The organism is Chitinophaga sp. (assembly GCF_019236475.1).
Lineage (GTDB): Bacteria > Bacteroidota > Bacteroidia > Chitinophagales > Chitinophagaceae > Chitinophaga.
The window spans coordinates 558,133-577,525 of the sequence record NZ_JAFAIX010000009.1 but is presented as its reverse complement, the minus strand read 5'-3'; the positions used below and the strand labels follow the sequence as shown (position 1 = coordinate 577,525).

The 19,393-nt window shown below is 45.0% G+C and carries 16 protein-coding genes; 2 read left to right on the top strand and 14 right to left on the bottom strand.

From position 1 onward, the window contains the following. Positions 1-174: 174 nt before the first annotated feature. Positions 175-1,497 (bottom strand): DEAD/DEAH box helicase, encoded by a 1,323-nt coding sequence (locus JO154_RS13610; RefSeq protein ID WP_291946331.1) that lies wholly within the window; start codon positions 1,495-1,497, stop codon positions 175-177. Positions 1,498-1,601: 104 nt separating this feature from the next. On the opposite strand from JO154_RS13610, the gene JO154_RS13605 reads away from it, so the two are divergent. After that, positions 1,602-2,219: a hypothetical protein gene (locus JO154_RS13605; RefSeq protein WP_291946329.1), complete on the top strand. Its 618-nt coding sequence runs from the start codon at positions 1,602-1,604 to the stop codon at positions 2,217-2,219. Between the two features lie 409 nt (positions 2,220-2,628). On the opposite strand, the gene JO154_RS13600 is transcribed toward JO154_RS13605, so the two are convergent. The 10 genes from JO154_RS13600 to JO154_RS13555 form a co-directional block, all read right to left on the bottom strand. Continuing rightward, positions 2,629-3,684, bottom strand: coding sequence for an SO2930 family diheme c-type cytochrome (locus JO154_RS13600; RefSeq protein ID WP_291946327.1), 1,056 nt, complete (start codon positions 3,682-3,684; stop codon positions 2,629-2,631). A 13-nt stretch (positions 3,685-3,697) separates the two neighbouring features. After that, positions 3,698-4,972, bottom strand: a complete 1,275-nt coding sequence (locus tag JO154_RS13595; RefSeq protein ID WP_291946325.1) for a parallel beta-helix domain-containing protein — start codon at positions 4,970-4,972, stop codon at positions 3,698-3,700. A gap of 23 nt (positions 4,973-4,995) precedes the next feature. Continuing rightward, entirely contained in the window at positions 4,996-7,740 is a 2,745-nt protein-coding gene (locus JO154_RS13590) for a carboxypeptidase-like regulatory domain-containing protein (protein WP_291946323.1), read from the bottom strand. A 111-nt stretch (positions 7,741-7,851) separates the two neighbouring features. Beyond that, positions 7,852-8,736: a LytTR family DNA-binding domain-containing protein gene (locus tag JO154_RS13585; protein WP_291946321.1), complete on the bottom strand. Its 885-nt coding sequence runs from the start codon at positions 8,734-8,736 to the stop codon at positions 7,852-7,854. A gap of 112 nt (positions 8,737-8,848) precedes the next feature. After that, positions 8,849-9,733, bottom strand: coding sequence for a hypothetical protein (locus JO154_RS13580; RefSeq protein WP_291946319.1), 885 nt, complete (start codon positions 9,731-9,733; stop codon positions 8,849-8,851). Between the two features lie 372 nt (positions 9,734-10,105). Beyond that, the gene (locus JO154_RS13575) at positions 10,106-10,645 is read right to left on the bottom strand and encodes an ester cyclase (RefSeq protein ID WP_291946317.1); all 540 of its coding nucleotides are present in this window, start codon (positions 10,643-10,645) and stop codon (positions 10,106-10,108) included. 133 nt (positions 10,646-10,778) lie between these two features. After that, positions 10,779-11,759, bottom strand: coding sequence for a type I glyceraldehyde-3-phosphate dehydrogenase (gene gap, locus JO154_RS13570; RefSeq protein WP_291946315.1), 981 nt, complete (start codon positions 11,757-11,759; stop codon positions 10,779-10,781). Positions 11,760-11,786: 27 nt separating this feature from the next. Then, entirely contained in the window at positions 11,787-12,788 is a 1,002-nt protein-coding gene (locus JO154_RS13565; RefSeq protein ID WP_291946313.1) for a GlxA family transcriptional regulator, read from the bottom strand. A 91-nt stretch (positions 12,789-12,879) separates the two neighbouring features. Further along, complete coding sequence (locus JO154_RS13560) at positions 12,880-13,944, bottom strand: serine hydrolase (RefSeq protein WP_291946311.1); 1,065 nt, start codon at positions 13,942-13,944, stop codon at positions 12,880-12,882. Between the two features lie 62 nt (positions 13,945-14,006). Further along, positions 14,007-14,594, bottom strand: coding sequence for a dihydrofolate reductase family protein (locus JO154_RS13555; RefSeq protein ID WP_291946309.1), 588 nt, complete (start codon positions 14,592-14,594; stop codon positions 14,007-14,009). Between the two features lie 111 nt (positions 14,595-14,705). Here JO154_RS13555 and JO154_RS13550 point away from each other — a divergent pair, with 111 nt between their 5' ends. Further along, positions 14,706-15,692, top strand: a complete 987-nt coding sequence (locus tag JO154_RS13550) for a helix-turn-helix domain-containing protein (protein ID WP_291946307.1) — start codon at positions 14,706-14,708, stop codon at positions 15,690-15,692. On the opposite strand, the gene JO154_RS13545 is transcribed toward JO154_RS13550, so the two are convergent. The 3 genes from JO154_RS13545 to JO154_RS13535 form a co-directional block, all read right to left on the bottom strand. Then, the gene (locus JO154_RS13545) at positions 15,693-16,187 is read right to left on the bottom strand and encodes an anthrone oxygenase family protein (protein WP_291946305.1); all 495 of its coding nucleotides are present in this window, start codon (positions 16,185-16,187) and stop codon (positions 15,693-15,695) included. 251 nt (positions 16,188-16,438) lie between these two features. After that, positions 16,439-17,233, bottom strand: a complete 795-nt coding sequence (locus JO154_RS13540; RefSeq protein WP_291946303.1) for a helix-turn-helix domain-containing protein — start codon at positions 17,231-17,233, stop codon at positions 16,439-16,441. 1,064 nt (positions 17,234-18,297) lie between these two features. Beyond that, positions 18,298-18,588, bottom strand: a complete 291-nt coding sequence (locus tag JO154_RS13535) for a hypothetical protein (RefSeq protein WP_291946301.1) — start codon at positions 18,586-18,588, stop codon at positions 18,298-18,300. Between the last annotated feature and the right edge of the window lie 805 nt (positions 18,589-19,393).

Genomic DNA, 19,393 nt, shown 5'->3' with positions numbered 1-19,393 from the left:
GCGGAAAAAGCATCGCCTGGTGTTGCAGGTTAGCTTTAAAAATTACAGATAGTGTTTTTCCTTTAGGCATATTATTAAAAACGAAAAACACCCCTGATCGGTTTGACCAACCATAAAAAAGAAGAGGGTGCCTTTTGAGACACCCTCTTTTCGTTTACCCGTGCAGGTAATTTATTATCTCGCGATATCGATTTTCACTTTCTTCCCTTTGATCTTCTCTTGCTTGATCATTTCCAGTGTATGCCCTACTTTAGAGCGTACTACGGCTACGAATGCGAAGAAGTCTTTCACTTCAATCAGTCCGATATCTTCTTTTTTCAGTTTTCCTTTGTTGCCCAGGAAGCCTACGATATCGATTTTATTCACTTTATCTTTTTTACCAGCGGCAATGAATAGCGTTACCCATTTTGGTTTTTCTGGGAGTACAGCTTTTTCTGGCAGGTTGATGGTTTCGATATCCGCAGGTACGTAAGGCATCAGTTTTTCATCTGGCGCCAAGATAACGATGGCAGTACCACTGGCTTCCATGCGCGCAGTACGTCCGTTACGGTGAACGAAGCTATCTTCTGTATGAGGGAGATGGAAATGAACGATGTAACGGATATGTGGAATATCCAGTCCACGTGCGGCCAGGTCTGTGGTAACGAGCACATTTACGGTTCCATTGCGGAACTTGCACAGGGCGCTATCGCGATCCCGCTGTTCCATGGCGCCATGGTAAAAAGTATTCAGGATACCTTTTTCCGTGAGCATGGTGCTGGTGCGTTCTACCGCTTCCCTGTGATTACAGAATACAATGGTAGAGCGGTTACCAAGATGACAGATAAGGCGGAATAAGGTGTCTACTTTATCGTTTTCGGGAGACAACACCTGCTTGAACGTCAGTCGTTCCGTAGGAGCGCCGTCTTCTGGCAGGAAGTTCAGTTTTTCTGGTTTCTCCATTTGGATAAAATCAGGAATTTCCACTGCTTCGGTCGCAGAAGTCAACTGGCGACGCTTCACATTCGGTAATGATTCCACAATGAAGGAAACTTCCTCCTGGAATCCCAGTTCCAAGGTTTTATCAAATTCGTCCAGGACGAGGGTTTCGATGGTATCTACCTTGATATTTCCTCTACGGATGTGGTCTCCGAGTCTTCCAGGAGTACCTACAATCACGGTAGGGGCTTCAATCAGGTTATTTTCTTCTGTTTCGCGCAGGTGACCGCCATAGCAGGCTGTAATTTTGTATCCCGTACCCATTTGGCGGAATACTTTTTCTATTTGCATGGCCAGCTCACGGGAAGGCACTACAATCAGGGCCTGGGTCGTTTTTTTGGTAACATGCAGTCGCTCCAATACAGGCAACAGGAAAGCCAATGTTTTCCCGGAACCGGTAGCGGATAATAATATGACATCGTGATGGTGCTTGTTGGCTTCCAGGGATGCCAGTTGCATATCATTCAGTGCGTCTATCTTCAGGTTGGCAAGTATTGCCGGAATATGATCTTTATGCATTTGCCGCAAAGGTAGGTTATTTCAGGGAAAGACCCGGCCGCCCCTCCAACAGTGCAGAAATGGATTTTTTGTGAAGCCGAATACATTAATTATTTTAGCCCGCTATGAAAAAGTTTTTACCGATTGCCGCTTTATTGATGAGTGCCTGCCATTCTGCGCCCACGCCTGCCGACAAGGCGGCCGACAGCCTGATACAGAAGCCTGACTCGCTCGTATTTAAAGAGACAATCGAATCTCCCGATACCGAATCTTCCCCACATGATACGATTACCGGCCATTTCTCCGGGAAAGCCCAGGAAGATACCGCCATTATCTCTATTATTACACCTGCCAGTAATACCGAAGCCCCTGAAGATGCACAGGATAAATATGGCGTAAACTTCGACGCCCATTCTGGCATCCCCGCATTACCGCCTTTCTGGGGCGCTATCTATATCGTCAATGAGGGCGATCTAAATGGCGATGGCAAAGACGATATCACCGTATTCAATGAACCACTCCACGGGTGCACCTTCAGTTGTACGACCTGGACGCTCACCGCTAATAATGAATGGAAACAATTGTTCCCTGCCTTATTAGTGCCTACCGGATGCGAACCGATGTCTGATTCCGCCATGCAGGCGAGGGTTTTCAAGGAAAATGGGAAGATCTACCGATGGGAGGAGGATGTTAATGATGATAATTTTACGCAGAAGAAAGTAGAGGTGCAGGTTAATCCTTGATAATATTTTTATTTTAAAGTGAAAGGTCCGATCGAAACCTGTGGTTTAAACGGTACCCTCTCCTTTTCCTTTTTATCGTACCGGCCCAGCCGGGACGACGTTTTGGGATGAACTGATTTTCGTTTTGTTCCGTTTTTAAAGGGGAGGGACCGGTCGATACCTGTGGTTTAAACAGTACCCTCTCCTTTTCCTTTTTATCGTACCGGCCCGGCCGGGAACTACGTTTTGGGATGAACTGATTTTCGTTTTGTTCCGTTTTTAAAGGGGAGGGACCGGTCGATACCTGTGGTTTAAACGGTACCCTCTCCTTTTCCTTTTTATCGTACCGGCCCGGCCGGGACGACGTTTTGGGATTAATTGATTTTGTTTTGTTCTGATCCTGCGAGGAAAATTAAAGCAGTGGCATAGGTTATCTACTCTTTTTATTTTCTTTCGGCATTTCGTTGATCCATTTGGAAATCAAGGCTACGCCTTCTTTATGAATCACTGTTCTGGCTAATTCTGGCATCGCGACACCCGGTTCCACGCTATTCATGCGATAAGCGAGGATACTTGAACCCGCGTCTCCCGGAACAATATCATAATCCAATCCTCCTGCTCCTCCACCTGCTGATACAGGCGATTTATACACGCCTGGTACACTAGCAGTGCTTTCATAATCCAGGAAAAGTCCTGTGTTATAAGCATCTCCCCCTTTGATATGACAGTGCGCACAATTCACATCCAGGTAAGCACGTGCCCGCTCGCCTACACTGAAATGCAGACTATCCGTCCATACGGGTAATTGATGTACACTAGCTATTGCTGGTAATTGATGCAGCATGCCCGCGGAAGCCCAACGCTGTAGCTGATTTCCGGCCGTTCCTGGCGGCGTCCAATTCAGATTCCTGATTTTAGGACCAATTGGCGTCAGCACACTGTTATTGATATGACAACGTTTGCAGTCATTCGTATTCGGCATCTGGTACATCGTGGAATGCTGCTGCCCTTGGTCATCCAGGAAGGTGATGGAAATACGTTTCCCCGCAATCCAGCGACTAGCATCCGTTTGCGCATCATTCCACAAGTAATTCATCACCTTCCAACCATGGTCATAAGGATCTTTGAAAAGTATCCTTGTTTCTATCATTATTTTCTCATGATTGACATTCGTATATGCGAAATTTTTCACAATGAAAGTCGAATCCGGGAAAATGGGCAAGCCGCTACCATTATAGGTTAGGAAGCTGTCTTTCGGCAATACGATAAAACGATCCTTCACGGAATAGTCTGTAAACAACGGGGTTGCCAGTTGGTAGCCGGTTACCCCGTTGCGCGGATGGAGCTGCTTTAGCGCACCTTCAAAGAAATGATAGTCGGACAATAGGTCTCTAAACTCAAACGGCGCACGGGCCGGCGCTTTCACAGATTGACTGCAACAATAGCACACTAACATGAAAAGCGCCGCCACACATATTTTCCTCATAAGCAAAGCAATATTATTTACACTGAAAAGGTGTTACATCGGTAGTAGGATGCCATCCTGGCTTTCCTAGATTGAGACCGTCAGCATTCACAAACAAGTTGTTTTGTTTTTGCTGTACACAAATAGAATCTGGGTTTACGCCTGTTCCTTTTGTCAGGATATTGGTAGTGATACCATCCCAAATAATGTAGGGCAGCCTTGCCTTTCCTCTTGCAGGATCTTGCGCATTGAGCTGTTGCTCAATGGCCACCAGCACTTTCCCTATATGATGGGTGTATACCGCTGGCGGAAAGCTATCTGCCACCTGCATTTCATTATCATGCACATGAATATTACGCGGGATAGGGAAATAGTGATCGTTCATCTTCTCTCCCGCTTTCTCATCAATAAAAAATCCGGATACTACCGCAATGGCAGTGGAGTTATTGTTGACTATTTTGTTATGATGTATGTTGACATCAGACGCTGCTAGCACAATCACCCCGCTACCAGGGGCTGCATTGCCTACTCCCCAAGTATTACCAAAGCTGCCAGATTTCGCAAAATTCACTTCGTTGTTGTCGTGGAAATAGTTGTTGTATGCGTCCACAAAGCCACCGCGTTTGCTGAGATCTGGTAAATCGAATACCAGGAAACCCGCTGTATTGCCCCAGAATTCATTGTCGTATACCTGGGCATGACTGGTATTTTCAATTTCACAACCAGCCACATTTTTAAATGCTTTACACTTCCTAACAATCGCGCTATCTGTTTGTCCGACATATATACCAGCGTCGGAAGCGCCCTGTGCATAACAGTTTTCAATCAATACACGTTTGCACATCACCGGATAAATAGCATAGCCGCCGGAAGTGCTATCTGATTTTGACCAAACTGCTCGCAAATCAGATATTGTTACATCTTCACATTTATTAATTTTTATCAGGTCTCCTTTTGAGTCTTGCAGGGTAAGCGCTGCTATCGTGAATCCTTTCACATCGGTGACGCGCATGCCTTCTCCACCCTGACTCTGCGCGGAGAAATCAAGAATGGTTTTCTCTGCTCCTGCACCCTTGATGAAAATATGTTTCAATTGGGCTAGACTGAGGTTATCAAATTTGTAGGTACCTGCTTTCAATTCCATGATGGTACTATCTTTCATCGATAGCATTGCTTCGATGATTTTAGGTTCCTCACCAGGACCGAAACTCAGTTCGCGGACATAGCCGTGATTGTCTACCGACGCCTGTTTACAGGCATGTACCAATAGTACTGCCAGTCCCAGGAAAAGTAATCTGCATTTATACATGATGTTCGTTTTTTATCGGGTTATCAGAATACATTATAAGCAAAGGAAACATAGTACATACCGCCAATCGCAGGACTTCCAAAGCCTGTACGGTAATAGGTATTCGTTAAATTCGTTGCACCCAGTTTGATTTTGGAATGTGCTTGCAGCAATTTATAACTGATCTGTGCATCCAGCACAGCAGAGGCATCCACCGTGCCGCTAGCAAAACCGATTTGGTAGAAATAGGCAGGGCGATAACGGAAAGTAGTATTGAACGAATACCGTTGCTTCTTCCCAAATCCTTCATTCCCAAAATCAATGTTGAATTTATGATTCGGCGTATTGAAATTATTGATCTGACTATTATTCCTATTTTTCAGGAAGTCAGAAGAGAAATTGAATTTTGCCAAGAAGTTTTTCGAGAGATCAACACTGATACTGGCGGCATAGCCATACGTATTCACGGTTTCGGCGCCATTGTAAGCGATGTTATACTGCACATACGTACTGTGATTTTTGAAGGCAGTCACATCCGTGGTACCAGGCGTATTGGCCACATTCACATATCCGATGAAATTTTTCCAAGTAGAATAATATCCCAGCACATCTACCAATACCTTCCCTCCAATCAACGAAGACCATCCTAACTCGAACGCATCTACGGATTGCGGCATAATATCTTTCGGCTGAAATTTCACCAATGAATCCGGGTTCTGCGACTTCTGATATTTCACTACACTTTCCAGTGTGTAAGCAGGATATTTATCAAATTGATATACCCCATTCAGCAAGCGCGTAGATCCACCTGCAGCAAAGCTGTTATAGTCAATCGGTGTGGATTGCAATGCTTGGATATTGGAAGGGAAACTATATGCATTCTGATAAGAGAAACGCAGGAAGCTTTCCTTGGCCAGTTCCAGCACGCCGGAGGTACGGGTAGTTACCCGTGGCTTTTCGAAGAGCGTGTTTTTATCATAACGAAATGCCGCACTCAAACTCAGTTTATTATGTATCACTTTTTTAGTGGCCTGTGCATAGGCGCTATACTCCGCTACATTAATGGGACCATCATTATCCGGGAACAGGGTTCCTTTTGAATCCAGTTTATACAAGCGGTAGTTCAGCCCCGCAATGATTTCCGCGAATTTGAACAGGTGCCCGAAATTATACTGCGCTTCCGCATTGTAGAGGCGACTCTTATCCAGGAACAGTGTACCGCCTTTGGATGTGGGCATGCCGGCAATACTATCTTTCAGGTGTAGGAACTGCGCGCTGCCTGCATCTGGACGTCCTTGGTCAGCAAACTGACGGGCGGCCCAACTGGCAGACTCGTAGCTCTGTCCTGCCGCCATGGCTTGGAGTAAAGCACCAGTATATTGCGGATACCAACCATCGCCGGTATTAGCATCGTAGCTGGGTTTCCAGGCTTCGTTGATGAGTTGGGCGGTAGGACTGGCAATAACAGTTTTACCGGAATTCTCCTGCGTGGTATACGCCCGTACAAACCAATGTGGCGCTTTCAGCTCTAGGCGGTATTGGGTAAGATAGTAGCCTGTCAGTGCATAGCGGGTATCATTGCTGTACACCGCATTTCCCTTTGCGTAAGTAGCACTACCAATAGCTTCCAGTCCTGGTTTGATTTTATAACGCAGTTCCGTATTGGCTTTGAAGAGTTTAGCATCGCTGCTGAGGTAATTATATTCTGGGTACCCTGTTCTGGCCACATAGTGACTCGTATCTAACATGGGATTTATCAATGGCGCCAGATCAGGATTCTGAGCGAGGGCGCCCTGGAGGAAGGGATTGATGTCTACCGAAGTCTTGCTACCATATAAATTCACGCCGTTATAATTCGGGTCGGTATAGCGGGAGCCCAGACTATTGGTATTGGTGGTATCTGCAGCCACCCAATCTTTCGCCTGGATATACTGCAGATTCACCTTGAAGGCAAAGCGATCGTTGATCTTTTTTGCCCAGCGTAAGGTATAGTCATAATAGGGAGAAGGTCCTAAAGGATCGTTGGATTTTCCTTTTTGAATATGGTTCACGCCTTGTGTCACTTGCAAACTAAGGCCTTGGTATTTAAACGGATCTTTTCCCGTCATCACCATGGTACCATTGAGGCCTCGGGAGCCATAGAGCGCAGAAGAAGCGCCAGATAATAGTTCCAAGTTATCTACATCCAGTTCTGTTAGACCAATGGCCGCACCCAAGGCGAAGTTCAGACCGGGAGCCTGGTTATCCATGCCATCCACGATTTGGGTAAAATTGGTATTACCGCTGGTATTGAATCCGCGAGTGGTCACCGTGGTGAAGGTCAGACTACTGGTGGTGATATCCACCCCTTTTAGCCCCTGTAGCATGTTGTAGTAACTGGGCTGGGGCGAATTGATGATATCCCGGTTGCCAATGCGCTCAATCGTAACGGGCGATTCAATTTTCTTCTGGATATTCCTGCTGGCGGAGACCACTACTTCCTTACCGAGTACGGAAGCGGGAATCAGGGTTACCTGGATGGCGCCCGGACCTTTCAGCTCCATTGTCTGGGATTCAAAACCGATACAGGTAAAAATGAGTGTGATGGGGTATTGTTTGCGGGTAGAAAAGCGAAAATGTCCCTGGTCGTTGGTATAATCGCCGTTGGGTGCATCTTTCATCGTCACCGAGACGACAGGCACCGGTTCTTTGGTATCGCGGTTGCGGACCGTACCGGTAATAACCTGCTGCGCCATCAGGGGAGCGCTGAAAAGCAACATCATTGTAATCCACTGAACAGCTTTGAACATGGGGAGTTGTTTTTTGATTTTGGCACTGAGGCGATATTAATCAAAAAGCAACAGGCGAAGTGCTTACTAGAGCGGGTTTGGGGCGAAATTGCCAGCAGGCGGGGTGAATTTTTAACAGGCAGGAGAAAATCGTTCGGAGAAGAAAGCCAGGTAAGAACCAGATACCGGCACCTCCATATCATCTAACCCTTCCAGGTATACGAAATGTCCTTTATTCTGTTTGCGGAACAGTACCACTCTTGATAAGTTAACGATATACGATCGGTGGCTCCGGTTAAATCCAAAGGCCGCGATTTCCGATTCCACCTTTTTCATGGAAGTCCGGATCAATTCCTTTTTGATGGTATTGCCAGCCAAGTAGAAAACGTGGACATAGTTATCCTCTGCTTTGACGAGGAGGAGTTTTTCCGGCAGTAGGGAAAGGACCGGTTTATCATGTTCATCTAGAATATGAACCGTCGTATCTTTTATTTCTGTTGTAGTGAGATGCTGCTCCAACTGGCGGACTTCCGCCACTTTGCTACGGGTATGGAACCAGAGCAAGGATAGCGCATAAGGAATGGAAATGATCAAGGCGATATATGGCAGGGTAGAACAGAATTCAGAGAACGTAAGATAGATGCCCGGATTAATCCCGGCATTCACGATAGTAACCACCCCTCCTATCAGGATTACTTCCATGGCGATCCACAGTAAGTAGCCACCATGGGAAATATGTTTTCTCCATTTCAGGCGGTACAACAGAAATTGGGAGGTACTCAATGCGAGGGTACCACAGAGGGTGAAAATACCCAAGATGGTAAACAAGGAAAGGTTCATCCCCTCATACCAGGTATTGATATTAAAGGGCAGAAAGATGTCCATGAAAAAGAAAGAGAATACCGCACAAAAGAGAATCAGGGCTATCCGGTTGCTGCGATTATCCAGCAAGGTAAATCGCTGGAACAGCCAGCCGCCTATGGGTCCATATTTAGGAGATATACCCAAAGTTTTCATAACAACGGAAGATTTACAATTAAGATAATCAAAATAGTTGTAACGGGATTGCAGGAAAAAAGAAAACCCGGATCAGGTAGATCCGGGTTCACTATAAAAATATGTATGCGTCTTATTGTACGGAAGCGGTAATAGTTCCACTCACTGCTACTGCCTTGTTGGTGGCCATGTCGATGGTTTTTCCTGAGATGGTCATCCTAGCAACACCACCGGAGATAGACTGAATGTTCAAATTAGTCAACGCACCGATACTGGTTTTGGTAGTTTGGTAGTCCTGTTTCTGCGTTACCATGTTGATCACAGAAAACTGTGAGGTCTGGTCATCGCTGGTAGTGTATGTAGCAGGTTGTAATCCGCCACTACCATATTTCAGGATAAATGCCACTCCCACATTGCTCATGTTAGAAAATTGCAAAGTAGCCAGGTTCATAAAATGAGGATCTGACAATGTAGCGCCGTCACCAGAATAGGTTTTACCATCAATAGTGATGGTCCAGCTACCAGTTCCAGTGCCTGTACCTGGATTACCACCTGTGCCAGGATCTGTTCCTGGAGTACCTGTGCCTGTTCCATCTGCTACTGTAATTGCCAGTGGGCAGGAAGAGCTACCGTAAGTCAGGGTGTAATTGGTGGTCGCTGCACTGGTGAAAGTACCGCTAGGTATCAGTTTCACCTGTTGGATACCAGTGGCAGTAAACACGCCGGAAGCAGAGAATTTCACCCCGTTCTGGGTATCTGTGCTAATGGAATACATACCAGGAACTGTTACGTTTACATTTGCAACAACGTAGTTACTGCCATTTTGTGCAGCATTGGTTTGAAATGTACCAGTAATAGCGGTTGGTAAACAGTCGTTGTTAGTGCCTTTGAGCGTACCGCTGGCATTCTGGTTCTGATTAGGGCTTAGGTTGAAACTACCGTCTCTTGCCATTTCTGCGCTGCAGCCAAAGCAAAATATTGCGAGGATTACCACCAGGTATCGGGAAAGTATTTTCATAGTATTACTACGGTTTTTCTGTACGTATGTAATATGCAAATATATAATAATAAATTTTAAATATATTATATTTTGATGGTGCAACCTTAGTGGGTTTTAACTCAACACCTTCGGTGTTGAGTTGGGGTTTGTAAAAGTTCCGCCCTGGTGGGCGGAACTTTTACAGATCGGCAGAGGGAGCCCCTCGAGGGGAGTTTCAACCTGACTAGGTGGGAGATACATTAACATATCGCCAGTTGGAACCGTACTAGTCTACCAGGTCAGCGGTTTCCGCTACCTGCGGTGGCGGAAACCGCAAAAAACACGGGATCAAAATCTGACATCTACGATGTCAGATTTTGATCCCGACAACTCCGAATGAGTTGTGCAGGTTTATTTTTTACCTGACAACTGTGTTATATCCTGTGGTAATACTTCCAACTGTTGTAAAAACCCGAGGCGGTCTGTGAGTACATAGGAGCCAATGATTTTACCTTCTTTAAACTCATATATAGCCATTCCTTCATTGGTGACGGTTTTGCCAATTACTGAAAAGCCGTTGAAAGGCGCGGCTTGTGTACCTTGCAATTTCCATCTGACTGCAATTTTATTGCCTTCACCAATCATTTCTTCAATGTGCCATTGAATGCCAGGAAAGGATTTCATCAGTGCAACAACTGGTTTTACGAAGGCTGCGGCGCCTTTTTCTCCTTGTATGCCTGGATAATCTTCCGATATCAAGTCAGGCAGCAAGGTCATATCATTTTTATTGAGCGCTAGCTCGTATAGTTTTGATATGACGGCTTTATTTTTTTGAGTGGTAAGCATAATATCCTCCTTGTTTTTAGGGTTACTGGTTGTTTGAGCGTTGGACTTAATGGAGAGCAGTAATATCGCCATCAGCAGGCAGGCACTGTAAAGTGATGTTTTCATTTGTATTGATTTTTCACAAAGTTACCAGCACTGACAGGCGGGGAATTGTAAAAAATCATTGATTTACCCAAACAAAGAAAAGGCTGCCTCTTGTTTTGAGACAGCCTTTGGGAATGTTGATAAATGCAATAAACTATAAGGTAGTCACCATAGATGCCAACCTGTTGGAAATACCCACTTCATTATCATACCAAGCCACTACCCTAGCGGTATTACCAATCACGGTAGTGAGCAAACTATCTACGATAGTAGAGTGCGTATTCCCGATAATATCAACAGAAACCAGCGGCTCCGTACCATACTCCATAATGCCTTGCAAATCCGTTGCAGCATGGTGCTGGAGCAACTGGTTAATAGTGGTTGCCGTTACCGTTTGGCGCAGGTTGACAGTGAGTTCCGCGATGGAACCATCTATTACGGGCACTCTGTAAGAGAAGCCATCCAGCCTGCCTTTCAGGCCGGGCAGTACATCGCCGATAGCCCTAGCAGCGCCCGTGGTGGTAGGGATGATAGACTGTGTAGCAGCCCTCGCCCGACGCAGATCTTTATGCGGACCATCTTGTAACATTTGGTCCATGGTAAAGGCATGAATAGTAGTCATATAGCCAGATTCAATGCCATAGGCTTTGTCCAGTACATGTAATACAGGAGCTATGCAATTGGTGGTACAAGAAGCGGATGATATGATTTCATCTTCCGGACTAATCAGGTGATTGTTGACACCATCTACTATGGTTTTTACACCACCAGTAGCCGGCGCGGTAATCAAAACTTTCTTCGCACCTGCTGTAATGTGCGCCGCCGCTTTGTCTTTTGCCGTAAACCGACCCGTAGACTCGATCACTGCGTATACGCCCAGGTCTTTCCAAGGAAGACTTTCCGGGTTCCGTTCATTTAGCAACAGGATTCTTTTATCGTTTATAACGAGGTGTCCGTCTTCTACGGCCACGGTACCGTTGAATTTACCATGGGCAGAGTCAAATTTAAAAAGATGCGCAAGGGTATTAACATCCGCCAGATCGTTGATGGCTACTACTTCTGCGCCAGGTTGCTGCAGGAGCGCCCTCATGGTCATTCTTCCAATACGTCCGAATCCATTGATTGCAATTTTCATAATCTTTTGATTTAACTGATGAATAAATTATTCCTGTAACAAAGAGGTACGGAATGTAGCGCGGTAAGTACCTGGAGATATTTCCAGGTGGCGGAGGAATACCCGGCGCAGAGATACCAGGCCTCCTAGTCCGCATTTCAGGGCGATTTCCTCCAAGGAGAGGGGACTATTTTCTAAGTAATTACGGGCTAGTTCTACCCGTAACTTCTCTATAAATTTGGCAGGGGTCAGTCCTGTTTCTTTTAGGAATACCCGGGCAAAATTGCGGGCACTCATATGTACTTTATCTGCCAGTTTTTCTACCGACAAATCTTCGTGTATATGTTCCAATAACCAGGGCCGAAGTTCCAGCAGTAAGGGACTGTTCACTTCATAATTAGGGAGTAGTCCACCGAACTGTTTCTGATTCCCTGGACGTTTCAAGTGAATCACTAATTTCCTGGCGACTTTGAGGGCCACTTCGCGGCCATAGTCTTCCTCCACCATGGCGAGTGCGAGGTCCATGCCGGAAGTGACGCCTCCAGCGGTATAGATGTTTCCGTCTTTGATATAGAAAGGCGTGGTATCCACTATGGTATCAGGAAATTGTTCCCGCAGGCGATCATAGGCCTCCCAGTGAGTAGTGGCCCGCTTGTTATGGAGGAGTCCTGCCCTTGCGAGTACAAAAGTGCCCACGCAAACGGCCGCCACTCGCCGGATGCTACTGGCATGCTGTGATAACCATTGATAGAATTTGGTAGACACGGGTTCGCCCGCCGGCAGTCCCCACCCAACTGTTATCAGTGTGTCTATGGGTTGGTGAATATCATAGATACTGCCATGCAGCATTACACTCAATGGACTATTCATCTTTACTTCCGCCGCTGGTGTGGCGCTCACCACCCGAATATCATACGCCGTATAGCCTTTACCGTGTTGATCTTGCAACATGCTATTGGCAAAAGCAAAGACATCCACCGGCCCTGCGAGGGTCAGGAGCCTACTACCAGGCAATACAGCAATTACAACCAGTTTGCGTTTATCTGTCATGGATTTGCGGCGTTTTCTACCTCAAAAGTAGAAAACCTGGCTGTTGTCTGCAATGACAAAAATTATACAATTTCTGCCAATCAGGACATTATTATTCTCCGTAATATGATTGCAGCTTGGCGATCAATGCGTTCACACCTTCGTATACGCTATCCTGTTGGTAATTGGTAAACACGACATAGGCGCGATTGACAGCGGGAATCATGACTACCTCAGAAATGAAAGTGCCGGGGTTGCCGGTGTTATGGGAAACTTTATGTCCTTGTTGGTTCACATTCCAGGACCATCCCATCGCGAAGGTATGCCTACCGAAGTGGATGAAGTTCATGGTGGCGCTATCTAGGAATGCGCTGTTGCCTTGGAAAGCCGTTAATTGCAGGGATAATAATTTCGTATAGTCGGGCAGGTTAGCATTGATATTGCCTGCCGCCATCAGCCAATTGAGTTTATGGTTGGCCGCAGGGGCTTCTGGCTGGAGGTTTTGGTTATGTCCCCAGGTTTGTGAGGTGTCCTTTTCATTGGGGTTGCCGGTTTGTAACTGGATATGGAGGGATGTATTCAGGTTTTGCAGGAGTTGTTCGTAGGTAAGTCCGCTGACTTTTTCCAGGAGGGCGCCCGCCAGTACGTAACCTGCATTCGAATATTTAAGTTCATCTGTAGAAGTATTGGGAGACTGCTGTAACAGCCAAGCGGCAAATTGCATGCGCTGCTGTGCGGGTGTACCTGGAAATTGATCTTTGCGGGGCTGATCGTTGCCGTAAGAATAAGGCATGAGGGGATTACGGAAACTCAGCAGGTCTGCAACTGTCATAGTATAATAACAGGATTTGCTTTGTGCTTTCAGTTCCGGGAAAATATCGAAGAAAGGTGTATTCCAAGATAGCTTGCCCGCTTGGATTTGCTGCGCGATGAGCAGCGCTGTGATAGCTTTGGTATTACTGCCGATGCGAAATCGATCGCTTGGTGCAGCTCGTAGCTGCGTATTTACTTTTTTGGTACCGAGGATATTCGTCTCCATAACACCTGTATCGCAAACAACGGCATATCCTAATTCAGGAATATGATAATGTTGGCGGATACTATCGGCGAAGGAGGTATGCAATTGAGCGAAGGAGCCCGTGGAAATTAGGAGGAGAGCGGCAATCAGGCGTTTCATAAAATTGGATGTTATGCGAAGGTGCAGAAAAATCGGGAAGCTGTTGTCTCTCTAAAAAATATTTACCTAACCGCGGTCAGACATTCGTATAGGCATATACGTTGGGAAGGCCGATAGATGGCCAGCATCACACCATTGGAGAATATGCGGGAAGAAATTAATGCTAGTTGTCGTGTCTCCCTAATATTATCTAGCCATCGGCGACCAGCGCCCAAGAGTACCGGATAAATCAGCAGGCGGTATTCATCGATGAGATCTAGATGGGCTAAGCTTTGCATCAGTCCGATGCTGCCTACAATCATCATATTATTACCGCGCGTATTTTTCAATGTTCGGATTTCCGCTTCCACATTGGATTTTACGAGACGGGTATTCATCCAATTGGCCTGCGGTAGCGTAGTAGAGAAAACGATCTTAGGCGTATGATTCATCCGATCGGCTTCTGGGTTATTGGATTGCTGTTGCCAATAGGCTTCAAACTGGAGATAGGTGTATTTCCCTAACAACAGCAGGTCTGTGTCTTCATAGGTTTCATAGATATACTCGCCCATTTCTTCACTGAAACCCTGCAATTGCCAATCCGTTTCACCGTTGGGGCCAGCAGTAAAACCATCCAGGGTTACAAACGCCTGTGCAACAACTTTTCTCATGCGGCAACTATTAATCGCTACAAAGGTAAAGATGTTGCAACAAGCAATTGGGTTGGAAATGCGACAATTTTGGAGGTTGATCCCGACAATTTTTTTACCTAACTTTAGCCTATGAAACACGTATCCATCCTGATCCCATTTGGCGCCAGTAGTCTCTCTAATATTGAAGGGACTTGGCATATTCTCACCGAGGTGAACACCATTTTAAAACGTATGGGTCAAGACCCTATTTTTGACGTACACCTGGTAGGTATCTCCAACGCCTCTACGCAGCGCAATGGCTTGTTTACTATTCAGCCTGATTTGCTCATGCGGGACGTTCAGAAAACAGATATGATTGTGATTCCCGCCATGCACCAAGATCCACGGGAGGCATTGCGATTGAATGAAGCATTTATTCCTTGGATTAAGGACCAATATGCCAATGGCGCAGAGATCATCAGTTTCTGTATTGGCGCATTTTTCCTAGCCGGCACTGGTTTGCTGGATGGAAAGCGTGCCGCTACGCATTGGGCAGCAGCGAATGATTTGCAGGAAATGTATCCGAATATAGAAGTAGTGGACGAGAAGATTATGACAGAGGAAGACGGCATCTACACCAGTGGCGGTGCTTACTCTTATCTGAACTTGGTATTATACCTGGTAGAGAAATATACCAACCGGGATATTGCCATTGTTATTGCGAAGACGTTCATGATTGATATCGATAAGGATAGTCAATCACCTTTCATCATGTTCCAGGGACAGAAATCCCACGAAGATGAGCCGGTGAAGAGAGCGCAAGAATTCATTGAGCAAAACTTCCAGGACCGCGTGACGGTAGATCAGTTGGCCAGTATGTTGGCTTTGGGTCGTCGTAGTTTGGAACGGCGATTCAAAAAGGCCACCAGCAATACTGTCACCGAGTATATACAGCGTGTCAAGATTGAGGTGGCCAAGAAAAGTTTCGAGAGTAGCCGGAAAAATATCAGTGAAGTGATGTATGATGTAGGTTATGCAGATATCAAGGCATTCAGAACTATTTTCCGGAAAGTGACAGGTCTGTCTCCTATTGAATATCGAAACAAATACAACAAATCGGCTGCAGTAGCAGTATAATTATTTTTCATTAGCGGCCTGGTACAAGCCTATCAGGCCGCAGATGAATGCGAGTACCGCTGCGATGGTACGGATGGTATGTAGTTTAACCCAAGGATCTTCGAAGTTACGGCGCATTTCTGCCATTGCCTCTTTCCCAGCATGTAAGATATCGAATTTATCGAGTGTATCGTTTAGCGGAACATTTCCGAAAGCGGTGATACCGAATACCCCTATCATGTATAGTGCGGATGTCAGCATAAAATAGCGGTATCCTTCGTGGTGGAATTGTAACCAGGTAGCGATAGCCAGGAGGAGGATATTGCCGGTAAAAACGATAAGGAACAGTGGGTTGAGGATTGCTCTGTTCATGGATTGCATGGAAGAGAGGAATTGTTCATCATTGAGTTTGGCTAGGCCGGGTATAACGGAAACGGACCAACTGTAAAATAGGCCCGCCATCAGGCCTGTAAAGCAAACAGTGATAATAAGGATGATCATGGATGATGTTTTCATGTAATTGTTTTATACAAAATTAATGTACTGGAAAGATCGGAAATAGAATAATTCCGACAAGGGGGAGATTTTAAAAAATCTGTACAGGAACAGCATTATAAAAATGTCTGTTCCATGTACAGACGGAATAACCAACGCGGGAAGATTCCCGCCTTATCGTTTCATGTTTGTTAACCCTTCTTTTCCGCATTCGCGGATGCAAGATTCGTGCAGGGCATAAGTCCTGTTCGATCATGCAGCATTATTTCGAATTATTTTATGAGTTCCGGGAAGTTCTCCACGATTTCGATGGATTGGCGCTGGTATTTTAAAGGGGCGGTACCAGCGAATTCTTTGAAAGCGCGGATAAAATGAGATTGGTCAGCGTATTCCTGTTCAAAGGCGATGTCTGACAGTCGGGTGAACTGGTTGTTTCTAAGCTGGTTTAACGACGCTTGGAAGCGACATATTCGGGCAAACAGCTTAGGGGTCATACCTATATGTTGGAGGAATTTTCTTTCGAAGCTTCGTTCCGACATTTGGAGTTCATCCAAGATTGTTTTCAGGGATATGTTGCCGGCACTGGTGGTGATGCGTTGTAGTGCATGATAGAGTGCTGCGTCTGTAAGGCCCTGGTGTAAGAGAATATTTTTATAGAGATAGGCAGCTAGGATATCAATCTGTTGCTGCGTATTTGTGGTATTCAGTAGTTGTTCCGGGAGTGCTCCGGAGATTTCCATGCAACCGTCTGTAAGATCTTGGGCGTTGAGTCCGAACACGCTTTTGAGGGCATGTGGGTGGAAGTAAACGCCGATGGTCTGAAAGGAAGCTGGAGAGATGATTTCGGTAAAGGTGGTGGCTTGGCCGTATAAGAAAACGGTGGCTAATTTTTTACCGAATTGTTCGAAGTGGCCTGTATCTGAGTGTTGGAAGATGAGGCCTGGAGAACCGTCCGCAATTGTTTTGAATGTTTTCGGGGTATCTGCGGGGATGCTGCTGCTGAGTGTCCAGAAGTAGCGCACGTAGGGTTGCAGATACGCGGGTGGAACAATATGCTGAAAATCCATGCGGAGGGTTCTTTTGATAAATGTACAAAAAAATCAGGCAGGAAAGAATTCCCGCCTTTTGACCCTTCCTGGGTACGATGGACATACCCACGTTTAACTAAATTTAGGGTGATAAGCTCCCTTTAAAGACGGAATCTATTATGCAGAAAAAATCAGATGTTGCAATGTATAGATTTTCAAAAAGAACAGGTTTCCGTAGAAACCTGTCTTTGAATTGAATAGTTAATCGACCTCCTATCCCTCAACTATGGAGGCCTTAACCGGCTTGCATGATTTTATGCTGGCTTGGGATCTTCTTCCTCGGGGCTAATCTGACAACCTCACCGGTTTACATCTTACTGAAGGAAGTAACGGAAGAATAGAAATGTCCATAACCCCGAATCCGAAGAAAAAGTGTGAACCCATTAAAACTTAAAATCTGCCAGTAATGCGCAAGTGAATGCGACAGCATAAATTTAGATAACAACAAGCATAAATTAGCGCTACTATGCAAGGTATCCCTAGAAAGGGAGGCCCCTTTCGGGGCCCTGTACTGACTGCTTTAAATAATTTAATGCATTCAGCCAATCAACCAAACAATAGTTAACTGTTTGAACTTCTATGATAGTTTAATTTTCACAAGATGGACAGAAGATAGACATCTCCTGTATATTCAACTATGAAGAAAGTTTGCGCATTGTTATGCTATAACTATAGCATATTCCGCACAGTGACTCAAGATCATAGTTGTGTCCTCAAATGGCTGATACCTTGTTAAGGCACCTATGGTGGCACTTATTGTCATACAATAAGGAGATATGCGATGGAATTGGTTCTGCTCAACTTACCATCTACTGCTCAAAATTACCATTGAGACAATCAATCTACAGGTAGCATTGTTTACTAACTGGGTAGCTTTACATATAGCCGTTTCCGTTAGCCATCACGCTTCCTGTATAACTATCGACTGTTTCCAATATGTCAATGAACCTCGTATATTATGATAGACTGTTGACGCTTTAAAAAGGTACTAGGTCAAAGCCCACTTTTTTGAAATATTTATTTTTATAATACCTACTACCTTACTAGTTAACTCGATCATCGAATGGAGGCATCATTATCCAGAGTATATTCTCATTGATATTGAACTCCATATTTGCCTCATCGTACAACTCTTCCGAATGATATACTCGTTCTACCCATTCTCGAAAAGCTTTTATCTGTTGATCTTCGTTGCCTTTCGGATTATTCTTAATCCGTGCTATTAGTTCCCCATCAATTCCTAGGATAGCCAACAACTCACTCGCCGGACGACCCGCTTCACATTCCAGGAACATATCTATAAGCTTACGCTCACACAAAATTACCTTCTTCATAAAGTATAATTTTAAGTATGGAAATGATATAATTTAGATTATTTGGCTAAAAACAATTTCGTAGTAATGTCCCGGGAGGAGTCCCGGCACCGGTGATCAAGTCAAAAATACTTATAATCCATATCTAAAGTACTTCTGTAGAGGCTATCTTGACGCACCTCTTTGGGAATATGCAATATCGTATTTCCGCAACTGAACCTATACGATACCTACAGCACAACTCTGAAAAAAAAGGACGAGGAAGAATCCCCGTCCCGTAGAGATTCAGTAATGCGTGTCTCGCTCATCACGAGACTAAGGAAAAATTTTTGTAGTAATGTTACAGATTATTCACAACGACCAGCATATCTAAGTGTATGCTCCAACACTTCTCTTTCTCACATGAAATTTAATCTGTACCCCTCACCATCCCATTGCTTCACATTGCTTAAAAAAATGGAACCGGAAAGAAATCCGGCTCCTCATCATAATACGATCTAGATGTATAAATTCAAATTAATTCTGCACCATGCATCAAAATTAATCAAAGATTCACATACAAAGATCAAAACACACAAAATAAATTTCTTCTTTTTTTCACAAATCATTCAAAACGCAATACCATCAAGGACTATCACCGAAAAATAATTTCATCCGATAAAACCCTTATCAGATCGACATTCCCAGTATCATGATAACGCGATTATCACATTGATAATACCATTATCACATCAGGATACCTAACTATACCAATTCCATATTTCAAAGACCAATACAACCACACATTTTCACCGCTTCAAAAATTCAGCCCCGAGAGGAATCCCGG